This window comes from Corynebacterium sp. HMSC063G05 (assembly GCF_001810555.1).
In the GTDB taxonomy this organism is placed as follows: Bacteria; Actinomycetota; Actinomycetes; order Mycobacteriales; family Mycobacteriaceae; genus Corynebacterium; species Corynebacterium jeikeium_D.
Genome location: NZ_KV801851.1, coordinates 1 through 22,295 on the forward strand (window position 1 = coordinate 1; position 22,295 = coordinate 22,295).

General features: G+C 57.3%; 13 protein-coding genes. 8 read left to right on the plus strand and 5 right to left on the minus strand.

All coding sequences use genetic code 11. The features are described from left to right. Positions 1-209: 209 nt before the first annotated feature. The 3 genes from HMPREF2751_RS06380 to HMPREF2751_RS06390 form a co-directional block, all read right to left on the minus strand. Entirely contained in the window at positions 210-3,878 is a 3,669-nt protein-coding gene (locus HMPREF2751_RS06380) for a multifunctional oxoglutarate decarboxylase/oxoglutarate dehydrogenase thiamine pyrophosphate-binding subunit/dihydrolipoyllysine-residue succinyltransferase subunit (protein ID WP_048732838.1), read from the minus strand. 103 nt (positions 3,879-3,981) lie between these two features. After that, the gene (locus HMPREF2751_RS06385) at positions 3,982-7,836 is read right to left on the minus strand and encodes an ABC transporter ATP-binding protein (RefSeq protein WP_168164778.1); all 3,855 of its coding nucleotides are present in this window, start codon (positions 7,834-7,836) and stop codon (positions 3,982-3,984) included. A gap of 91 nt (positions 7,837-7,927) precedes the next feature. Beyond that, positions 7,928-8,746 (minus strand): hypothetical protein, encoded by an 819-nt coding sequence (locus HMPREF2751_RS06390; RefSeq protein WP_246823167.1) that lies wholly within the window; start codon positions 8,744-8,746, stop codon positions 7,928-7,930. A 177-nt stretch (positions 8,747-8,923) separates the two neighbouring features. On the opposite strand from HMPREF2751_RS06390, the gene HMPREF2751_RS06395 reads away from it, so the two are divergent. Then, positions 8,924-9,745 (plus strand): (2Fe-2S)-binding protein, encoded by an 822-nt coding sequence (locus HMPREF2751_RS06395; protein ID WP_222865052.1) that lies wholly within the window; start codon positions 8,924-8,926, stop codon positions 9,743-9,745. Positions 9,746-9,943: 198 nt separating this feature from the next. Continuing rightward, the gene (locus HMPREF2751_RS06400) at positions 9,944-10,777 is read left to right on the plus strand and encodes a hypothetical protein (protein ID WP_048732832.1); all 834 of its coding nucleotides are present in this window, start codon (positions 9,944-9,946) and stop codon (positions 10,775-10,777) included. Between the two features lie 28 nt (positions 10,778-10,805). Here HMPREF2751_RS06400 and HMPREF2751_RS06405 read toward each other — a convergent pair whose 3' ends face one another. Further along, complete coding sequence (locus tag HMPREF2751_RS06405; RefSeq protein ID WP_070429349.1) at positions 10,806-11,360, minus strand: hypothetical protein; 555 nt, start codon at positions 11,358-11,360, stop codon at positions 10,806-10,808. A 298-nt stretch (positions 11,361-11,658) separates the two neighbouring features. Between HMPREF2751_RS06405 and HMPREF2751_RS06410 the strand changes: the two genes are divergently transcribed. The 5 genes from HMPREF2751_RS06410 to HMPREF2751_RS06430 all read left to right on the plus strand — a co-directional run bounded on the left by HMPREF2751_RS06410 (position 11,659) and on the right by HMPREF2751_RS06430 (position 18,465). Next, complete coding sequence (locus HMPREF2751_RS06410) at positions 11,659-12,720, plus strand: chymotrypsin family serine protease (protein ID WP_070429348.1); 1,062 nt, start codon at positions 11,659-11,661, stop codon at positions 12,718-12,720. A gap of 255 nt (positions 12,721-12,975) precedes the next feature. Next, entirely contained in the window at positions 12,976-14,115 is a 1,140-nt protein-coding gene (locus HMPREF2751_RS06415) for a trypsin-like serine protease (protein WP_246823170.1), read from the plus strand. A gap of 150 nt (positions 14,116-14,265) precedes the next feature. Then, positions 14,266-15,651: a Sau3AI family type II restriction endonuclease gene (locus HMPREF2751_RS06420; RefSeq protein ID WP_069358841.1), complete on the plus strand. Its 1,386-nt coding sequence runs from the start codon at positions 14,266-14,268 to the stop codon at positions 15,649-15,651. Between the two features lie 124 nt (positions 15,652-15,775). Continuing rightward, positions 15,776-17,059, plus strand: coding sequence for a DNA (cytosine-5-)-methyltransferase (gene dcm / locus HMPREF2751_RS06425; protein WP_069358840.1), 1,284 nt, complete (start codon positions 15,776-15,778; stop codon positions 17,057-17,059). Between the two features lie 23 nt (positions 17,060-17,082). Beyond that, positions 17,083-18,465, plus strand: coding sequence for an MFS transporter (locus tag HMPREF2751_RS06430; RefSeq protein ID WP_070429347.1), 1,383 nt, complete (start codon positions 17,083-17,085; stop codon positions 18,463-18,465). Here the strand turns inward: HMPREF2751_RS06430 and HMPREF2751_RS06435 are convergent. After that, positions 18,462-19,394 carry a bile acid:sodium symporter family protein gene (locus HMPREF2751_RS06435; RefSeq protein WP_070429346.1) on the minus strand — a complete coding sequence of 311 codons (933 nt, stop codon included), beginning with the start codon at positions 19,392-19,394 and terminating at the stop codon, positions 18,462-18,464. The genes HMPREF2751_RS06430 and HMPREF2751_RS06435 overlap by 4 nt on opposite strands. A gap of 711 nt (positions 19,395-20,105) precedes the next feature. Between HMPREF2751_RS06435 and HMPREF2751_RS06440 the strand changes: the two genes are divergently transcribed. Next, positions 20,106-22,286 (plus strand): DEAD/DEAH box helicase, encoded by a 2,181-nt coding sequence (locus HMPREF2751_RS06440; RefSeq protein WP_083304423.1) that lies wholly within the window; start codon positions 20,106-20,108, stop codon positions 22,284-22,286. Positions 22,287-22,295: the final 9 nt, after the last annotated feature.

Here is a 22,295-nt window from a genome sequence, read left to right on the forward strand (position 1 = left end):
ATTTTTGTCATAAACGTAGTCAGTAACTCGCATTGAGGACTAAGTAGTAAATGGTGCCGACCCGGTGGCACGCCGACCGGACACGCTTTTTGACTATTCGCCCTTGATGCCTGGCAACGATCGCCCAAGCAACAAGAAAGGGGCTCCAACCGTTCGGTTGGAGCCCCTTAGCGTTTACACGCCAACTGGCGAAGACCAGTCAATGAGACCTACTTGAGAGCCTCTTCCAGCAGAGCCTTCTCCTCAATCTGGTGGACCTTAGCCACACCAGTTGCGGTGGAGGACTGTGCACGGCGGGAAACGCGGGTCAGCTTCGGCATATCCGGCAGAACCTCTGGGAGGTTCAGTGCCAGGAACGGCCATGGACCCTGGTTAGCCGGCTCATCCTGAACCCAGCGGACTTCCTCAAGATCCGGGTAGGACTCGAAGATGTCGCGGAGGCGGTTGTGCGGCAGCGGGTGCAGCATCTCCAGGCGAGCGATTGCAAGATCGTCGCGCTTGTCCTTCTTGCGCTTCTTCTCCAGCTCCCAGTAAATCTTGCCGGAGCAGAGCAGCAGGGTCTTGATGCCGGACTTGTCCTTGGACTCGAAGTTCGGGTCATCGATGACCGAGCGGAACTTGTTCGGGTTGGTGAAGTCCTCGACAGCAGACGCTGCCATCTTGTTGCGCAGCATCGACTTCGGCGAGAACACAACCAGCGGACGGTGCAGGTCGGACAGGACGTGGCGACGCAGCAGGTGGAAGTAGTTAGCCGGCTCGGACGGCTGAGCAACGGTGTAGGAGCCCTCGGCTGCCAGCTGCAGGAAGCGCTCGATGCGTGCCGAAGAGTGGTCCGGGCCCATGCCCTCGTAGCCGTGCGGCAGCAGCAGAATCAGCTTGGAGGTCTGACCCCACTTGGCCTCGCCGGAGGAAACGTACTGGTCAATGGTGGTCTGAGCGCCGTTGGCGAAGTCACCGAACTGTGCTTCCCAGAACACTGCTGCGTCCGGGTTACCCAGGGTGTAGCCGTACTCGAAGCCCATGCCTGCGTACTCGGTCAGAGCCGAGTTGTAAATCATGAAGCGACCGCCGTTCTTGGACTTACCGTAGGCGTCGATCGGGTTGTATTCCGAACCGTCCTCGGAGTCAATCAGAACTGCGTGGCGAGAGGTAAAGGTACCGCGGCGAACATCCTCACCTGCGAAGCGGACGTCGATGCCAGCACCGGTGAAGGAGCCGATTGCCAGCAGCTCGGCCATACCCCAGTCGATGCCACCTTCCTGAGTCATCTCCGCGCGCTTCTTAGCGACCGGCGCAACACGCGGGTGAATCTTGAAGCCCTCAGGGAGGTTGACGTAAGACTGACCAATCTCGACGATTTCAGCCTTGTCGATGCCGGTCTTGAGACCGTGCGGCAGCGGCTGAGAACCGGCGATACCGGTCTGCTCGCCCGGCTTGGCGTCCTGAGCTGCGCGAACCTCGTTGAAGACCGCTTCCATCTGGTCATGGAAGTCTCGGCGAACTGCCTCGTACTCTTCCTCGGAGATGTCACCGCGACCGATGAGGTCCTCGGTGTACTGAGCACGAACGCTTTCCTTCTCGTCGATGATCTTGTACATCAGCGGCTGAGTCATGGACGGGTCATCGGCCTCGTTGTGGCCGCGCTTGCGGTAGCAGACCAGGTCGATGAAGACGTCCTTGCCGTAGCGGTTACGGTACTCAACAGCCAGCTGGCCGACCCAGACGACAGCCTCCGGGTCGTCACCGTTGACGTGGAAGACCGGGCAGCCGTATGCCTTGGCGATGTCGGTTGCGTAGTAGGAGGAGCGACCGGAGTCCGGCGAAGTGGTGAAGCCGATCTGGTTGTTCACCACGATGTGGACGGTACCGCCGACCTTGTAACCACGCAGGGACATGAGGTTCAGGGTCTCCTGGACAATGCCCAGGCCGGCGAAGGATGCGTCACCGTGCAGCAGCAGCGGCATGACGGAGTAGCCCTCTTCGCCCTTGTTGATCTTGTCCTGGCGCGCACGAGCAAGACCCTCAACGACCGGGTTGACGGCCTCGAGGTGGGACGGGTTCGCAGTCAGGGTGACGTCAATCTCGCCCTCGCCGAACATCTGGATGTGACGGCCAGTAGTACCCAGGTGGTACTTGACGTCACCAGAACCGCCGACCTGTGCCGGGTCGATGTTGCCTTCGAACTCGGTGAAGATCTGGCGCAGTGGCTTGCCGACGATGTTTGCGAGCACATTCAGTCGACCGCGGTGTGGCATACCGATGACGACCTCATCCAGGCCAGCGCCAGCAGCGGTGTCAATGGCGGAGTCCATCAGCGGAATCAGCGACTCTGCGCCCTCAAGGGAGAAGCGCTTCTGGCCGACGTACTTGGTCTGCAGGAAGTTCTCGAATGCCTCAGCGGCGTTCAGCTTCTGCAGGATGTACTTCTGCTCAGCGTGGGACGGCTTTGGCTGGCCGCCCTCAATGCGCTCTTCCAGCCACTCGCGCTCTTCGCGGTCGAGGATGTGAGCGTACTCGGAACCGACCTTGAGGCAGTATGCGTTCTGCAGGCGCGAGAGAACCTCGCGCAGCGTCATCGTCTCCTTGCCGCCGAAACCACCGACGTTGAAGGTACGGTCCAGATCCCACAGGGTCAGACCGTGCTCCTCAATATCGAGGTCAGCGTGGTTCGGAGCGGAATCATTCGGCTGGTCAGAACGCAGCGGGTCGATATCAGCCAGCAAGTGACCGCGGGAGCGGTAGGCCTCAATCAGACGCATAACGCGGGTGTTCTTGTCGATACCCGTGTTCGGCAGATCCTGTGCCCAACGGATTGGGGTGTAGGGGACGCGCATGGTCTGGAAGATGTGGTCCCAGAACTTGTCGTCGACGAGCAGGTTGCTCATCGTGCGCAGGAACTCACCGGACTCTGCACCCTGGATAATGCGGTGATCGTAAGTAGAGGTGATGGTCACCAGCTTGCCGATGCCCATCTCTGCCAGACGGTCAGCGGAAGCACCAGCGAACTCAGCCGGGTAATCCATGGAACCGACACCGATAATCGCGCCCTGGCCCTTGGTCAGGCGCGGGACGGAGTGGCGGGTACCGATGCCGCCCGGGTTGGTCAGGGAAATGGTGACACCCTGGAAGTCCTTACCGGTCAGCTTGCCGTGGCGAGCACGAACGACGATGTCCTCGTAGGCGTCGACGAACTGCTTGAAGGTCAGGGTCTCACACTCGCGGATAGCGGCAACTACGAGCGAGCGAGAGCCGTCCTTAGCTGGCATATCAATAGCCAGGCCGAGGTTAATGTGCTCCGGGGTAACCAGAACTGGCTTGCCGTCAACCACCTTGTAGTTGTTGTTCATGTCCGGGTGGAGCATGACAGCCTTCACCATGGCGTAACCAATGATGTGGGTGAAGGAAATCTTGCCACCGCGGGCGCGTGCCAGATGATTGTTAACCAGGGTGCGGTTTTCAAACATCAGACGTGCCGGCATATCGCGAACCGACGTAGCGGTCGGCATCTCCAGGGAGACATCCATGTTCTTAGCGATAGCCCGTGCGACGCCCTTCAGAGGCTCCTCGCCGGATTCAACAGCCGAAACCTTGGCTGCTGCATCCATTGGGGACTTCTTTGGCTTCGGGGACGCCGGCTTGTTCGGGGTCTTAGTTGGTTCGACCCCCTTGGATTCACGACGTCCGGTTGCCTTAGCTTCCTCCTTCGTGGCTGCTGCTGGCTTTGCCATATTGGAAAGGTCCTCGCCCTTTTGGGACGGGGTGTGGGTTGCGAAGAATTCGCGCCATTCCTGACCCACAGATTGTGGATCCTTCTGGAATTGCTGGTACATCTCGTCGACCAGCCATTCGTTCTGGCCGAAGCTCATGTCGCTGCTCACGGCAGGTACTCGCCTCTTTTCGTCTTAGTTTTACTAACTCACGTTTATTCTAATTAGCGCAAGTGTCAAAGTGTCATTCAAGGATAACGAAAATTCTGAATTACTACACCGTCGCGCTCCCCATATGGTACTTGCTCCAAAGCTCTGCGTATTGGCCACCCGCCGCTAGGAGCTCGTCATGGGAGCCGTCCTCGACAATACGCCCGTGGTCAAGTACCAAAATCCGGTTGGCCCGAGCCGCTGTAGCCAGGCGGTGGGCCACAATAATTGCCGAGCGTTGACGCGACGCACGGTCAGTGGCTTCAAGGATTGCCGACTCTGTTGCAGGGTCGAGTGTCGCGGTGGCTTCGTCGAGAAGCAGCAGTTCAGGACGCATCATTTCGGCACGAGCGAGTGCGATGAGCTGACGCTGTCCGGAGGAGAGCCCTCGGCCATCTGGGCCGACGGGGTGGTGGAAGCCACCGGGCAGGCTGGCAATGGTGCTGAGGGCACCGACGTTTTTCGCGGCCTGCTGAATTTCAGCATGACTGCTGTCCGGTAGACCGTAGGAAATATTTGTTGCTACTGTCCCCGAAAACAGGTGTGATTCTTGGGGGACATAGCCGAGGGTGCGTCGCCAATCGTTAAGAGGGAAGTCGCGGATGTCAGTTTCGGAGGCTCGCACCACACCGTCAACTGGATCGTAGAACCGAGCAAACAACTTAATGATTGTTGATTTTCCGGCGCCCGTGGATCCGACAATTGCGACTGTTTCTCCGGCAGGAATCTGCAAATCGAGAGCATCGAGAACCTGCGGGCGTTCGTGCTCAGAGTCGGCGGCGGAGTAGGAGAAAGTTACCTTGTCTAAGCGCAGGTCGCCAGCAGCTGCGCGGGACGCGCCGTCAGTAGTGCCGTGATCTGGCATGGGGGCGGTCTGTAGGAGGTCATCAATGCGATTGAGGCCGACCTTCGCCTGCTGGTAGCCGTCGAAAACATGGGACAGCTGCTGAATCGGGCCAAAGAGCATTCCTAGGTACAGCGTGAAGGCGACGAGTACGCCGGGCGTCGTGGTTCCCGAAGCAACCTGTTGGGCACCGACAGCCAATACCGCGGCTGTTGCCAACTCAGAGACGAAGTTGATGCCGGGGAAGAATAGAGCCACGGCCAGCTGCGCTCGCTGACGAATTGCGCGGTACTTATCGGATTCCTCGGCAAAGGAAGATTCGATATCGGCGACGCGGTGGTACATCTGAATCTCGCGAAGCCCACCAATGGTCTCCTGAAAATCAGCGTTGACCAAGGAGAGCTGCTCGCGTGCAAACTTGTATAGGCGCGAGGAGATTCGGCGGAATACCAGGGTGGCCACCACAATGATGGGAAGCGATGCCAACGCCACTGCGGCGAGTGACACCTGTGTGGCAAGCAACAGCGCTGTGACACCGAGCAGAGTAAACGCGGCGATTGCCCCTTCTGCCAGTCCCGTTTGCAGGAAAGAGGAGAGCGCATCGATGTCGGTTGTCATCCTCGTCATGATGGCGCCCGAGCGATTGGCCTCGAAGTAGTTAATGCCAAGCGACTGCAGGTGACGGTAGCAACGCACACGCAGGGCATAGAGCAGCCGCTCACCAGTGCGCGCAGTAATAACAGCATTTGTGGCTACGGCAAGCCAACTGATGAGGACCGTCGCCAAGCCACCTGCGGCGCAGGCCCACAGCACGGCCTCATTGTGCTCACTGATGCCGTGGTCAATGGCGTAGCGCACGAGCATGGGGAACGCCAGATCGGCGACGGCAATGAGGGCGAGCAGCGCAATGACACTTATAAATAGGCCACGGACATAGGACAGCAACCGGCGCAGAGAAAAAAGCTCGGAGTTGTCGAGTGCCGCAGCGGGCACACGCGGTTTTTCGGTAGCGGGTGGGAGGTTTCGCACGCGCTCGAGTAGCTCCGGCGTCGCAGGCGCATTGGCGAGAGCCGCCCCCATGCCACCACGACCGCCGCCGCGGCCACCGCGGCCACCGGGGCCACCGGGTCCACCTGGACCGCCTGGACCTCCTCCGGCTCGGCCAACCCCGCGGCTCATTTGAGAAGTGGCACCTCCGGGAAGCCGCGCAGCGGTGTCTGGCGTGGAGTTGTCGGAGGTTGGCGCGGATTCGTCGGGCCAGAGTTCCTCGGGGCTGGGGTCTTCGCTGTCGATGGGGTCGAGAACAAGGTTTTCGATTTCGGGGTAGGCGCTCTGGTCGATGTCCATCAGCTCGGTGAAGCGCGGATGAGAAGTAATCAGTTCGGCCTTGGTGCCAATGCCGGTGATGGCACCGTCTTCGAAAATGGCGATGTGGTCCGCCTGCTCGAGAGTGGAAGATCGATGCGCCACGATGACGATAGTCGTTTCCGCCAGCTGCGAGGTCAGCGCGTTGAAGATTTCTAACTCTGTTGCAGCATCGATTGCTGAGGTCGCGTCGTCGAGAACCAAAACTCGAGGACGGGCGAGGAATGCCCGTGCTAACGCGACGCGTTGAGCTTGTCCGCCGGAGAGATTATGCCCGCGCTCGCCGATGGCTGTGTCCCACCCCTGAGGCAGGTCGTCGACGAAGTTGACCTGGGCGGCGGTCGCTGCGGCGACAATCTCTTCCTGGGACGCCGCGGGATTGGCGAATGCGATGTTCTCACGCAATGTGCCCGCAAATAGATAAGGAGTGTCCGGAACGACAGTAATAGCGTCATATACGTCGCTGGAGAGAATGCGCGCGGTATCTGTGGATGTGCCGTGGCTGGGCGCATCGATAGTGATAGTTCCCGAATCCGGCAGATAGTGACGGCCGAGCAACTCCGTGGCGATAGTCTTTCCGGACCCCGGTGGGCCAATCAACGCTAAGGTCGCCCCTGGTGCGACGGAGAATGAGACATCGTCGATAAGCGTGCGTCCGCCACGGCTGTGGGTGACGCGGTTGAAGCTGATGCCAACGGGGCCGTCGGGGAGGGGGAGCGCGTCGGTGGGTTCGGGGTTGTCTGGTCGGGCGTCGATGACATCGGAAATGCGGTCGATGCTTGCCGACGTCAGCTGTATCGAGATGACCATGTTGGAGACCAGACGCGACAGGGCAGTCAGGCTGGTGAGATACGTGGCAAAAGCCACGAATGTGCCTAGGGTGATGTGTCCGTTAATCGCGAGCCAGCCACCGACCGCGATATTTCCGACGAGGGACAGTTGCGGCAACGACTGCAGCGCCGGTTGGAATCGAGCGCTGAGTTTTGCCGCTCGCAGGCGTAGGGAAAAGAGCAGCGACGAGTTACGCTCCATCTTCGCAACTTCGTTGTCACCCTGCGCAAACGCCTTGACAACGCGGATGCCGGAAACGGTTTCCTCGACTTGTCCGGCGATCTCGCCTGCTTGCTGTTGGGCAGCCCAGGTTGCGGCATGGAGTTTGTCACGCGAATTCACCGCAATGTAGACAATCGCTGGCACGACGGCGAGGCCGACCAGTGTCAGGGGCAGCGAGAGGGCGAGCATGATGCCGATAGTGATGAACAGCTTGACGACGGATCCCAGTGTCAACGGCAACATCGCCAGTAGTCCGGACACTGCCTGGAGGTCGGAAATTGACCGTGACACGACCTGGCCGGTGTTGACTCGGTCTTGTGCTGGACCATCGAGGTTTTGTAGGGAGCGAAGGATCTTTAGTCGCAGGTCGTGCTGAACATCAATGGAGAGTTTGCCGGAGAAGAATCTGCGCCCCACCTGGGCGACGAAGCGTACTAACGCGATGGCCAGAAAGACGGAAATGACTGCCTGCAGGGGAGTTAGGGAAGGCAGTAGGCGCGCGGGGACACCGCCATCGGAAGAGCCCGTTGCCACATCAATGGCATCTCTAGTGAGAAGCGGAAGTACGGACTCCAGCCCGACAACGATTAGCGCTGCAACAATGACACCATAGAGCGGTAGTGGCCTGTGAAGAGACTGTTTCCACAAGAACTTCATGGGAGAGGTTCTGAGGGGTTTGCTCTGGGCCATGGTGGGTACCGCTCTTCCATTGAAAAACGTCGCTGAAGGGTAATCGGGGTAAGAGGAACTACTTATTCTTCTTTTTCTTCGGCCACTTCAGCGCCGAGGGAATAGAGAACCTCGATGACTTTGAGTCCTTCTTCGAGTCCTCCGAGGTGTTGGATTTAGCCGGTAGCTTTCGTTCAAAGTCCGACCAATCCTGGGGAAGCGGGCCCAGAGATGCGCGAGTGGAGCTGATAAGAATGCCACCGAGCTTGCGGTTGGCGGAGGCCCCAACCACGGCGCCAATTCCAAATGGCAAAACCTTACCGATGATGGCCAGGCGAGCGTTCTTCATCAAGCGCTTGCGTGCCTCGCGAATCAGCAGGCGGTTTGCTGCACCCAGCTGCGGAACGCCAAGCCGTGGCAGTAGAGAATTTACGGAAGTTTTGGTCTGCTTCCGCAGCGATTCCTCGCCAAGCAGAGAGGCCATAATAGCTGTCCCCTCAGAGCCGCTCATGGCCGCAAGAATCAGCGTGCGACGGCGTTGCGGATCGGTGATGTCAATATTGCGCAGGGTTGCTGAGGCCAGTGTGTACCAGGCTGATGCTTCCAGGAACAGCAGCGATTCACCGGTAACCGCAGCCAAGCCCGTAATCATGCCGACGCCGGGAAGAACCGCACTGCCGCCGGCGGCACCACCGGTGCCGGTGACCAGGTTGAGGTAGTGGGAATCAATACGTTCTTGTACCTGCGCCGGAGTTTCATCTTTTTTGCGCTTGTGCAGGGAACTGACGTACCCGGTGATGGCAGACGACTGCCAGCTCATGGTCTTATCCAGGGTTTGGATAAGAAGGGTTCCCAGTTTTCCGGCATCACGTTCGATCGCTTCGGGGGTTGAGTTCACCGCATCAGTTACTGTGCGAGTTGAATCCTTCTTCGTCTTTTGGAACAAAGTAGTAGACCTCCTAAACGGGTCCGTTGAGAGCCATATGCCCATATAAACACTACTGAGCTGTGGGGAAATTCCGTAGTCGGTGGAAAAATAGACAGGTGTACGGCGATTAACACAGTCGATAGAAGGATGAGACTGGTGAACGATGTCACGCGGGGTGCCGCATTGCCTCCCGAGTACTCCCAGCTTTTGGCGGACTTTCCTCGGTTTTCCGCAGATGTCACGCCTCACGACGGCGCTGCGGAGTGGCACCTTTCTACCGAAGCTGTAGCCGCCGGAATTGAGGCTGGGAGAAAGCTGTTTCCCATGCCCGAGGTTGAGGTGGATACCCGTTTCCAGGCCCAGTTGTGGTGGTGGTCCATGTGCGGAGCATTGGTAGGGCCATCGCTGGCATGCGTGTTGGTGTCCGATCGAGTTCCAGTGTGGCAGTGGTCTTCTTGGCTCACATTTCTTCGAGATGACTATTGGGTTGGGTTCCAAGCTCAACAGTTTGAAAGCATTTCCGCTGAGGATGCGGATGAGCTGAAGGATTCCGGCGAAGCACTGGCTCATTTCTTGGAGCCGTTGGCTCAGGTTGTTGGAGAAGTCGGGGAAATCAAGCCTGCCCCTCTTTGGGCCGTGGCTGCCGATGCCGTAGCTAACGCCGCAATATCCGCCGGTAATGAGCTGATGGAGCCCTGGCGTGGAGCGCTTATTGGCAAACATGTCGTTGAGGGAATACAGCGAGTACATCGGGTCCCTCTTCCTCGTTTCATGGATTCCTGCGGAGGCGAGGTGCGCCCCTGGGATGAAGCCGCTGCTGAATCGGGAGAAGAACCGGACTTCGATGTAGTTACTCACCTGGAGAGGGCTACTTGCTGCATGATTTATCACAGCCCAGATGCCGATCTGTGTGTCTCCTGTCCAAAACGTTCTCGTGAGGAACGCCATCAACTCTGGGCACGCTACTGAGCGCTCTGTTTTCGAGAATCGACAGCTGGCGGCCTGCTCCTCAACCGACCGCGTTGGCGGCTTTGCAGCAGCACGCACGCTGCCGGCGCGATCTTTCGCAGCAATTGCCGGGGGCATGAGCCACCCCATGATTGCGCGTTTGTCGCTACGATTGGCTGCGGGTAGAGGCCAATTATCTTTCAAGGGAGGATTCCACCCATGAGCTTTTTCGAGCAGATTGCTGCGGCACTGGACCGCGAGGGCATTGAAAGCCGTGTCAACGATGACACCCTCTTCGTTCCCATTACCTCTGACCTGGAGGTTCAGTTCGTCACCATTGATGAGGACATCCCGGCTGCCGAAGTTTACGTAGCCGCTGCCGATGTGGATGATGAGGACGACGAGTTCGAAGCTGTTCTGGTCTCCGCTGTATTCTCCGTCGAAGACGCCGTCGCGGCAGTCGCCCACCATGTAGCTACTGACCAGGTTGTTGGCCTGCTGCGCACTCTGCTCGATGGTGATGATGACCGCATTGCTGACCTGGAGTTTGAACAGGACCCCGAAGAGGCAACCTTGGTCACCTCCGAAGTTGGTACCTCCTCGTTGGTCCAGGTTTTGGTAACTGCCCACAACAACGAGCCCAGCGCACACGTCCGCTTCATCTCCCAGGACGCGAACTTGGACGACATTGTCGACCAGGCCATCGCAGAGTTCTGGGACTCGGACACCGAAACGGTTCTCACCGATGATGACCGTCGCAAGATGTTCGCTGACCTCTACTCTGACATCCAGACCTTGCGCAATGAGGTTCTGACGCTGGGCACCTTCAAGGACTTTGACAAGCTGATGGATGTCCTTGCGCTCGTGGTAGACCGCGCAGAGGAATGGGAAGATCAGCTGGCACCCGTCGATGACGGGTACGCGGAGTATATCTACTCTGATCACGTTGCCTCCTTGGACGGGGATGATGATGACGATGACGACGATGATGACCTCTATGACGATGGCGACTATGACGACGAGGACGACGAAGAAGGCGACGACAGCGAGTAGCCGTACTGTGGCAGCACTGTGACCAGTGCTAAGCCGCTGATGGGCGAGAAGAAAAGAGCTCGTTAGGACACGGCAGTGGCCGCGCGCCCCTGGTGCCAATCCAGCTATAACGGCGCCCGGGGAGTGCGAGGTCAGTGCCGTTTTCGTGTATCTTGCTGCAGTCCTGCGCACGATGGAGAGCCTCAGCCACAGCCCGAGTACGTCGGCGGTTTTCTTCCCGCGTCCGATTCGAACCGCCAATTCCGCGGAGGACTACCTCCGATGAGGATGCCACCTTGACGGAAACGGAGTACATGAACATGGGCTCATCCTTCAGGATGAAGTATTCCGCGTGCACGTCGGCAAGCTGAGAGACCAGTGCGCGAGGAAGCGCTATCCGCGACGCGCGGACGGTGACCACAGGCCCGTCGGGAAGCGAAAAGGTGTGATCTAGCGCGCCGGGCGAATGCCTACGGGCGATGGTGGGGTGGCAGAGGATTGTGCGGATGAGGTCGAGGTCTTCGAAACATTCTGCACGGTAGGTAGCGGATAGTGGGGGAAGAGCTAGGCGGCGATGAATGGGAAACTCGTCTGCTGTGTTCATGGCTCACAAGTTATCGAACACCCCGGACTCGCATTTTCGAACATATAGAACTAATGTTCGAGATATGTTTAGCATCAATTGGCTACCCAAGTGGGGGTAGTCAATTGGCTAGGTGCCTGGTGTTATTGCAGGGACATGTGGGGTTGTGGAAACGATTCGATAACGACTTTTGTAAAAGTCCAAGAGTCTGAGAAAACGCTATTTCTGGGGGTGGGGTGGTGGATTAGTGTGGGGGATGGTCCTAAAGGAAAACTAAAAATTTGAAAGATTCGTCTCAATGAAGCACGCAAGAAGTCGAATGGCGGTATCGGCTTTCGCAGCACTTTTGTCCTTAGCAGCCCCGGTCGCGGCACATGCTGTCGTGGTTGGTCCGGGTGACCCGATTCGAACTCCCATGGAGGGAAGCCCGTGGGATGGGCACCGAAATGTCAACTCGCCGATGTGTTCGGCGGGTGTTCCGGGAACGGTGACGGACCGCAATGGGGAAAAGCATCGGGTCATGTTGACCGCAGGGCACTGTGTGAATGATGCTCCGGATGTGGGTCTGCCAATCGTTACCGGTGAGGTGTATGTGCCAACCACCGAAGGCGATAAGCGCATTGGTACGACAGGTGCTCACCGTTGGGAAGTGCCGCAGGAAGATGCCGGACTGGAGTCGTTGCCGGCGGCCTTTAATGGTGCAGACTATGGAGTAATCAACCTTGATCCAGACGTAGAAACTACCGGCGCAAGTTACTCCATCGATGAAAATGGTCAGAGCTACGGGGAGCCTGTAGCGATGACTGGCATTCAAGACAATGAAGATCTGCCGCGTGGCGAGGTCTCCTTCGATAATTTTGGCAAACCTATCTGTAAGGACGGCATGCGTACCGGACGTGCCTGTGGCTATCAGGTATTCCGGGCTCGAAACGGCATTTGGACGGTTGGTATCGGCGTTGACCACGGTGACTCGGGCGGAAATGCCTACGATCCGACCACAAATGAAGTTATTGGCGTGAATTCGATGACCTTCGGTCCGGTCTCGCGTGTGATGCCCGCGGATATTGCCATCCAGGAGGCCTACGGCATTCCCGACGGTCAAGTAAACGACCACTTCGAGGTATCGGATTCCACGGCTCAGCGCGACTCCACCTATCGCACCCTCAACGAGGATATGGCGGCGGATCAGGAGTACGCCCGGACGCAGAATTCGCAGGGTTCTCAGGAAGGTTCTGTACCGCAGTTAACTGATCTTGTGGACCAGTTGCCGCAGTCGCCGCAACTGCCTGAGCTGCCACAATCGCCCCAATTGCCACAATCGTCACAGCCGTTTGAGCTGCCTCAGTTGGCAGAAATTCAGCTTCCAAGCTTTGAGGGCTAGCACCAGTCTGAGAATCTGACAAAAATCACCCCCGAACCGTTAAGAGAGCCAGAATCATCCAAGGCGGATGGTTCTGGCTCTTGCATTGCTGTTGAACAAACTTTTTGATGCGTAATGCGCGTGCCGTGAAGGCGATTGAACGGTTCCTCGACTGAGAATTTCACCCTAGGTTCCATTTTTGGAGAGCTTTGTAAAGGTGTCCCTAATACACTGAGAGGGACAAGTTTTCTGTACAGAAATGGAGTAGCGCACACTATGGTCAGTTCGAAGAAGGTCGCCACACTTACGGCTGCACTGTCGGTAGCTGCAGGTGGCTTTGTGCCCGGAATCGCGGTAGCTGAGGCTGCACCGGCAAACTCGGATGTTGTCATCGGCCCGGGCTCGCCGTTGCGAATGCCGTTCCCGAGCAGCAAGAACATCGACGGACGGCATGTTCAGTCCCCGATGTGCTCTCTGGGAGTTCCCGGCACCGTTGTGGATCAGAATGGCGTTTCGCATCGTGTCATCATGACTGCCGGCCACTGTGTTGTGGCGAAGGATACTGAAACCGGCGAAGAGGTCACCGGCCAGTTCTTCATCCCAACCAAGGACGGCGACAAGCTGGTCAACAAGGACTACATGGGCACCGATATCATGCCGGAAGAGGGTGACTTCGACGAAAACACCACTATGCCGGAGTTCTTCAACGACCTCTTCAATAGCGGTGACTACGGCATCATTGAGGTTCAGGACGACATCAAGACCACCTCTATGTCCCACTCTGTTGATGAGTTCGGCAACGTCCACGGCGAGCCGGTTCAGATCGTCGGTATCGAGGACAAGCGCACTCTCGAGCCGATGGAGATTTCCTTCGACAACCTCGGTGAGCCCGTGTGCACCGACGGTTCCCGTACCGGCCGTGGCTGCGGCTTCCAGGTCTTCCGAGTCCGCAATGGTGTCTGGGCTATCGCTCCGATTGACCACGGCGATTCGGGCGGAAACGCTTTCAACCCGGAGACTCGCGAGGCCATTGGCGTTAACTCCATGGGCATCGGCCCGCTGAGTCGCTTCCAGCCGATTGACGTTGCTCTTGAAGAGCAGTACGACATCCCGGACGGCCAGGTCAACGAGCGCTTCAAGGTAGAGACCTCCACTGAACCGCAGTCCGAGTTCCGCACGATTGACGAGGACTCCCAGTACACCAAGCAGCACGTCCCACAGGAAGAGCCGGAGCTGGGCCCGATTGGCGAGCTGCTCCCAGAGGGCGTCGAGGTCCCGCCGGAGATTGCCGACATCATCTCGGAGAGCCCGTCTCTCCCGGAGCTGCCGATTCCGGAGCTGTCGGGTGCGACCGCTCAGGCAACGCAGTCTGTCAGCAACATTTCCTCGCAGGCGAACCTGCCGAGCCTGTTCTAATCAGGTCACCGCAGTCTCGTAGATAGGGCGTTCGCTTTACGACGCTCCGTTCAACCCCCTATTCCGCCACAGTGGCGGGGTAGGGGGTTGGCTTTCGTATTTTGGCCGCAAAATTATATAAGCTAAACGCACCAGCATACGAAAAGAGATATGCAGGAATCGAGTGATGGGACATTTTTTGCTATGAAGAGCTTTTCGACTGAGCTAGGCTATGACGATTCTGATGTGGAGTCAGTTGTAAACTACGCCGAAAAGATAGTCGGAAAATCTCTTCGAGAGGCACTTGGTGTCGAGGATTTGGATGATCCGAGGGTAAAGCGAGGGGCATTCGGTTCCGCGTTAGAGACACTCTATTTCAAGATTCCGGCTAACAGTAATGCAGAAGCAGACTTTACAAAAATAGGCGTCGAACTAAAAAGTACGCCGATGAAATTGACTAAAAAAGGTGATTATTCCGCAAAGGAACGTCTTGTCCTTTCGATGATTGACTACTTTTCACTCCCTGAGGAACAGTGGGTTGAGTCGCATCTGCTGGCCAAGATTAGCCGCATGCTATTAGTGGCATACCTTTTTGAAAAGGATAAGAATCCTGTCGATTACCAGGTTCTTCTCGCGAAGCTTTGGGAACTGTCGCAGGATGACATTGTCCAGCTTCGCAGTGACTGGGAATTGATTCAGGAGAAGGTCCGACGAGGACAAGCGCACACCATTTCATCTGGTGACACGATGTACCTGGAAGCCTGTACTAAGGCAGCGAATAGCACGATTACGCGGAAGCAGCCATTCTCGGATGAGCCGGCGAAGCCTCGGGCATGGGCCTTTAAGCGGAGTTATATTGATGTCATTCTCAACGGCATGCTTAATGCTCAAGAGATTGAACGAAAGCAATCAGAAGCAGATATGGATTTGCTTGGGCTGGTAAAGAAGCGATTCGCGCCGTATATGAATCGTACCCTTACTAGCTTGGCTGAAGGCTTGGGTTACAGTAACACCCGCCTTCCTAAGCATATTGGCAGTCTTATTGTTAAGAGTATTCTCGGTGTGGACAAGGAATCTGAAATTGCTGAGTTTGTAAAAGCTGGGATCGTCCCTAAGGTTATCCGTTTGAAGAGAAATGGAAAGCCCAAGGAATCCCTATCTTTTCCAAGGTTTTCCTACCGTGATTTGGTGGAGCAAGATTTCGAGCAAAGCGAGTTCAGTGAGCAGTTGGCGCAGAAGTACCTTTTTGTTGTCTTCTGCGAAGATGAGTCGAATCTTGGAGAGTTTCGACTAGCGGACGTACTGTTTTGGCAGATGCCTGACTCTGACTTGGTAGAGGCACGTGCATGTTACGACCTGATGCGGGAGCGTGTAATCGACGGGCGCGCTAGCGAGTCGGTTAAGAGTACGGAGAACCGTTGCTGTCACGTTCGGCCGAAGGCTCGAAACAAGGCAGATACAGCTGTTACTCCGCGAGGTGAAACTGTGGTCAAAAAGTCCTTTTGGTTGAACGCGGGGTACGTGGGTGATGAGATCAGTCGGGTTCTAAATTCCTAGAGATTTAGAAATAGTGTTCGAATAAGGCGGCGGTTTTGGTTAACTATCGGCCAGTTTGATCCGGCCTCTGTGTCATGGTTAGAATCACTCTGACGTATCAGAACACAGTAGCGATTGGAGAAACGTGTCTGATAAAACCATTCGCGTAGCCGAATTGTTCGCGGGAGTAGGTGGCTTTCGCCTCGGCTTAGACGGCTATCAGGATCAAAGCGACGGTATAGCATCTCTTCCGGCGGCAGGACCATTTGAGACCGTGTGGGCTAACCAGTGGGAACCACCAGGAACTCCAGCTCGCCAGTTTGCATGGCGCTGTTATGTAAACAGGTTCGGGGAGAACAGCTGTGTGAATGAAGACATCAACGTTGTTCTCGACAATGCGGAAGCCGGGCTGTTCGAGATTCCCGATGTAGACATGGTTGTGGGAGGGTTTCCGTGCCAGGACTACTCAGTTGCCAAACCGCTATCGCAAGCAGGTGGGATTGAAGGGAAAAAAGGTGTCCTCTGGTGGGATATCTACAGGTTCCTTAAGCTAAAGAGCCCCAAGTATGTCTTGTTGGAAAACGTTGATCGATTGCTGAAGAGCCCTGCTACTCAGCGAGGTCGCGACTTTGCAATTATGTTGTCGTGCTTCGGTGACCTCGGCTACTCCGTCGAGTGGAGGGTGATTAATAGTGCTGAGTATGGTTTTCCGCAGCGACGTAAGCGGGTCTACATCTATGCAGTTAAGAATCCCGGCACCTGGGAATTAGAGCAGCGCGCTAAGGATGGCATCATGGCCGCGGCTTTACCAATTGAGGAACCTCTGCATTTCACAGAAGTTGTGATTCCAGAGGATCCATATGAAGCAACAAAGACGTTTTCACTAGGTGCCAAGAAGTCTCCATTCGAAACTGGAGGCATAATGCAGAACTTCAAGGCGCTAACATTTTCTGTGGTTGAGTCCTATGATGGGCCTCGACAAGTTCTTGGGGATGTCCTTGTTGATGAGTCTGCTGTTCCAGATTCTTTCGTTATTCACGCGGATGAAGTTCATAAGTGGGAGTATCTGAAGGGTTCAAAGCGCGAAGAACGAGTCAATAAAAAGACTGGTTTTACGTATTTGTACAGTGAGGGGAGTATGTCCTTCCCGGACTCGACGGAAAAGCCCTCCCGAACGATTTTGACTGGTGAAGGCGGAAAATCGGCCTCCCGTTTCAAGCATGTGGTTAAGGTGGATGGAAGACTGCGTCGTCTAGTTCCAGATGAACTGGATGCTCTGCAAGGATTCCCTAAGGGATGGACGGACACAGGAATGACCGACGGCCATCGTGCCTTTTGCATGGGTAATGCACTAGTAGTTGGAATTCCTCATTTGATTGGCAAAGAGTTGGCCCGGCGAATTGAAAGTGAAATGGGCGACTCTGACTAGAGGTTTTAGAAAGGACCGTTACCTTGTCAGCTTCCCGTTCGCGCGACCTGCTTCGTCGTAAAGCAAAGTGCGAATCTCAGCCGGATATCGCATCGGAGGTGGGAAGCAAACCACAAGGTCGGGATTCTTGGCAGGGTGAATTAGACGGGACTAAACAGCCGATTCCGCGAGAGATTTGGATTCTGGTCAGCGCTGCGTTCATCATTGCGCTGGGCTTCGGTCTGATTGCACCGATCTTGCCGCAGTACGCGCGCAGCTTCGATGTGGGGGTGTTCGCGGCCAGCTTCGTGGTCAGTTCGTTCTCCATTTTCCGGCTAATCTTCGCGCCGGCATCGGGCTCACTGGTAGAGAAGCTCGGATATCGACGCACGTACCTAACCGGCATCAGTATTGTCGCGTTCTCGACTTTGCTTGTCGGTATTGCGCAGACATATTGGCAACTGCTGGCGTTTCGTGCGCTCGGAGGCATCGGTTCGACGATGTTTACGGTCTCGGCAATGGGGCTGATTGTGCGGATTTCACCGCCGGAGATCCGCGGTAAGAGCTCGGCCGCCTACGGCACAGCCTTCCTGTTGGGCAATGTCTTTGGCCCGATCATTGGTGCTGCAATGGGCGCATGGGGCATGCGGATGCCGTTTTTCATCTACGGTGGGGCGCTGATCGTGGCAACGATTGTGGTCGGCATGTCGCTGAGTGCGGAGCATCTTCGCCATGTAGTGCCCAAGCGCACGACCCCGGTGCTGAGGTTCTCCGAGGCAATCCGTGACTCGGCATATCGGAGCGCACTAGTCGGAGCCTTCGCCAACGGTTGGTCGAACTTCGGTGTGCGCGTCGCGATTGTCCCGCTGTTCGCCGCGGCAACGTTTTCCCATGTTGGCACCCCAGAACCGGGCAGCGATGGGGCAGTAGCCGCCACTGCCACAGCTGGTTTCGCGCTGACGGCCTTCGCGCTCGGCAATGTCACGGCACTGCAGTTTTCCGGCCGTCTCTCCGACCGCATCGGCCGTCGCCCTCTGCTCATCACGGGCCTGTTCATCAACGGCGTGTTCACGGGCGCTATCGGATTTAGCAGCGGTGCCATTCCGCTACTGATTCTCTCCGTCCTCGCGGGTTTCGGCGCTGGCATGATCAATCCATCGCAGCAGGCCGTGCTTGCCGACGTCATCGGCGCCAACCGCCAAGGTGGAAAGGTGCTGGCCAATTTCCAGATGGCTCAGGACTTCGGAGCGATCTCTGGCCCGCTGATTGTCGGCGCAATTGTGGATGCCGCAGGGTTCAAGGCCGGTTTCTTTGTTTGCGGTGTCATTTCGCTGGTCGCAATGGTGGGCTGGATCTTCGGGCGAGAGACTCTACCAGCCCACTCGTCGAACAGCGGAGCCAAAGAAGCCGAAGCAAAAACAGCTTAAGCAGAAGCGGATTTGCTAGTTTCCTTGCCTTCATCGACCTTTCGGCAAATAGCCACATAGATAGCGCCAGTAATGTTATGCACCACAGCGGCCACCGCGCCGGGAAGCGCTGCCTCCGGGGTAAAGAACTTCGCTGCCATACCGGAGGACAGGCCAGCGGACTGTGTGCCGACCTCCACGGCCACCGTGCGCTTGCCCGCAGTCGGCATCCCCACCAGCTGGCCTGCAAAGAAGCCGAGCACGTAGCCCAGAACGTTGTGGATGATCACAGCCACAAACACAATCAGGCCAATGTTCGCCAGGCTCTCAGCGTTCTTGGCCACGGCACCGAAGACCACGCCACCGATACCGAGAATAGAAATCCACGGCAGGATTGGGAGGATCTTGTTAATAAAGGTATCGGCCACAAAGCGGATAATCAGACCGCCAATCACTGGCAGGAGGACTGTCTGACAGAGGCTCCAGGCCATCCCGAGGCCGTCGACCTCCGTGTGCGCGTCGGCAAGCACGAGCATAAGAAACGGCGTCATAATCGGCGAGACCAGCGTCGACACACTGGTCATGGCGACGGACAGTGCGACGTCACCGCGTGCCAGGTAAGCGATGACGTTCGACGAGGTGCCGCCGGGGACGGATCCCAGCATCAGCAGGCCGACGGCGAGTGCCGGGTTGAGGCCGAGGGCTTTCGCCACGGCAATCGCTAGCAGCGGCATGATGACAAACTGAGCAATGACGCCGAAGAGAATCGCCAACGGGCGCTTAGCGACCTGCTTAAAGTCCGGGATGGTCAGGGTGAGGCCCATCGCGAACATGATGATCATCAGGAAGTACGTGATGTAATCCGTCAGCGGAGTAAACGGGGCGGGGAAGAAGAATGCCAGCGCCGAACCCGCCAAAATAAAGCCCGGAAACCCGAGAACTTCAATCATTGCCGAGAGCTTCGACGGCTGTGTATCCGGCTGCCCGCCATTCCCAGAAAACTCGTCGGGATAATGTGGTTTTAGCGGGGACTGCCGGGGCGATGACGGCTGCGGTTCAGATGAATTACTATTGCTGGGCATTTTCGAGCGACCTTGGGTTTATACGTTGTGTAGTTGCAAAAGTCCGCCGAACGGTGGGTGTTCCACGGCGGAAAATAGCTGATATGTGTACAAACTTGTAGGGAAAATGTTAGCCACCTCACCCCAGGAAATTACAAAATAGGCACCCCGAAGTGGGTGCAATGCGCTCGCTTAACGACGGCCCCAGCGCCGGGCCTCATCCAAGAAATCGACCACCTTGTGTTGTGACCTTGCTGACGGGAAATGGTTTTTTGACCGACGGTGGCGTAGTCTGGGCAGTCGGTGTGAAATCCTGACGACAATGTCGCAGAGAATCTGGCAGCGGTATAAATTCGCTGGTGAAACGCTTGAGAGTGCATAGTGCATGATGGGCGCCCCTCCTCGGAAGTAAAAGCTGAATTGGGTTTGGGCGCAATTTTTCGAAGTATGTGCAAGAGAAGCGATGTCATCGCAATTCCGACGTGAGAGCACTGAAAACTAGAACGTAAATTGGGCGGGTCATGTATGTGCGACCCAACTGTGAGTAATCAACTGTTGAATATTGAGTGTGCGGGCAAAAAGGCCCAGGAAGAGCCCCAAATGGCTAATAATGAAATGAATGGCAGCGTCGAGGAAAACCGTGAGGATCAGCGCGAAAACCAGCGCGAGGACGCAATTGTGAAGGCCGAGGATGTAGTGGCCGAGGAAGCACCGGTGGTCGAAGAGAAGGCCGCTGAGGAAAAGACCGAGAAGGTAGAAAAGACTGCCGAGGCCGAGAAGAAGGCCGAAAAGAACAAAGACGACAACGACGACGACACCGTCGGCTTCGATGAGCTTGAGCTGCCCGATGACATTGTCAATGCAGTTCGCAAGGTTGGGTTTGAGACTCCGTCCCCAATTCAGGCTGCAACTATCCCGACTCTGATGAGCGGCCGCGACGTCGTCGGCCTGGCTCAGACTGGTACCGGTAAGACCGCGGCGTTCGCGCTGCCGATTCTGGCTCGCATTGATCGCTCCGTCCGCGCACCGCAGGCGCTGGTGCTCGCTCCGACCCGTGAGCTGGCACTGCAGGTTGCGGATTCCTTCCAGTCGTTTGCTGATCACCTGGGCAAGATTCAGGTCCTGCCAATCTACGGTGGTCAGTCCTACGGAGTGCAGCTGTCGGGTTTACGTCGAGGTGCACAGATTATCGTCGGCACGCCGGGTCGTGTCATCGACCACCTGGAAAAGGGCTCGTTGGACATCTCCGACCTGCGCTTCCTGGTACTGGACGAGGCCGATGAGATGCTGCAGATGGGCTTCCAGGAGGATGTCGAGCGCATTCTTGCCGACACTCCGGATGACAAGCAGGTCGCACTGTTCTCGGCTACCATGCCGGCTTCGATTCGTCGCCTGTCCAAGCAGTACCTGACGGAGCCGGAAGAGATCACCGTCAAGTCCCAGACTCGCACTGCGGACAATATTCGCCAGCGCTTCCTGATGGTCAGCCACCGCAACAAGCTGGACGCGCTGACCCGCATCCTCGAGGTCGAGGAATTTGAAGCGATGATCATGTTCGTGCGTACCAAGCACGAGACCGAGGAGCTCGCCGAGAAGCTGCGTGCCCGCGGATTCTCCGCTGCCGCCATCAACGGCGACATCCCGCAGACTCTGCGTGAGCGCACGATTGATCAGCTCAAGGACGGTCGCCTGGACATCCTGGTGGCAACCGATGTTGCTGCTCGCGGCCTGGACGTTGACCGCATTTCCCACGTGGTCAACTACGACATTCCGCACGACACCGAGTCCTACGTCCACCGCATTGGTCGTACCGGTCGCGCTGGCCGCTCCGGTGAGGCGCTGCTGTTTGTCACTCCGCGTGAGGGGCGCCTGCTGCGCTCGATTGAGCGTGCAACTAAGTCGCAGCTGCACGAGATGAAGCTGCCGACCGTCGATGAGGTCAACGACTCTCGCAAGCAGAAGTTCGCTGATGATTTGACTGAGGCGCTTGCTGATTCGCAGGTTCCGGTCTTCCGCGAGCTCATCGAGGAGTACGCAGAAGAGCACGACACCCCGCTGGTTGATATCGCCGCTGCTATCGCTGCGCAGGCACAGTCGGGCGACTTCCTGATGAAGGAGCCACCGCGTGGCCGTCGTAATAATCGTGACCGTGATCGTTTCGACCGCGACCGCAACCGTGGCCGCGATGGTCGCTCCCGTGGTGAGCGCGGTCAGGGCAAGCGCGCTGACCTGGTCGAATTCGAACGTGAGGGCACCGCAACCTACCGCATCAGCGTCGGTCGTCGCCAGCACGTCCGCCCTGGTGCCATTGTGGGCGCCATCGCCAACGAGGGTGGCTTGTCCTCCAAGGACTTCGGACACATCGACATCCGTGGCGACCACACCTTGGTCGAATTGCCGGCCAACCTGCCGCAAGAAGTCATCAACAACCTCTCCGATACCCGCATTTCCGGCCAGCTCATTGGGCTGAAGCTTGACGACGGCACCTCGGTCGACGACAGCGATGACTACCGTGGTGGCCGTGGTGGCTACCGTGGCGATCGTCGTGATGGCGGCCGCGGTCGCGGAGGATACCGTGGTGGTCGTGGCCGCGATGACCGCCGTGGTGGCGGACGTGGCCGGGGTAGCTACCGTGGAAGCTTCGATGACGGTGACGGTTTCGGCGGTCGTGGTCGCGGTCGCGATGAACGTGGCGATCGTCGCGGTGGCGGCCGCGGTCGCAGTGGCTACCGTGGTGACCGGGATGACCGCCGCGGTGGTTACCGAGGCGGACGCCGCTAGACCTGCTAG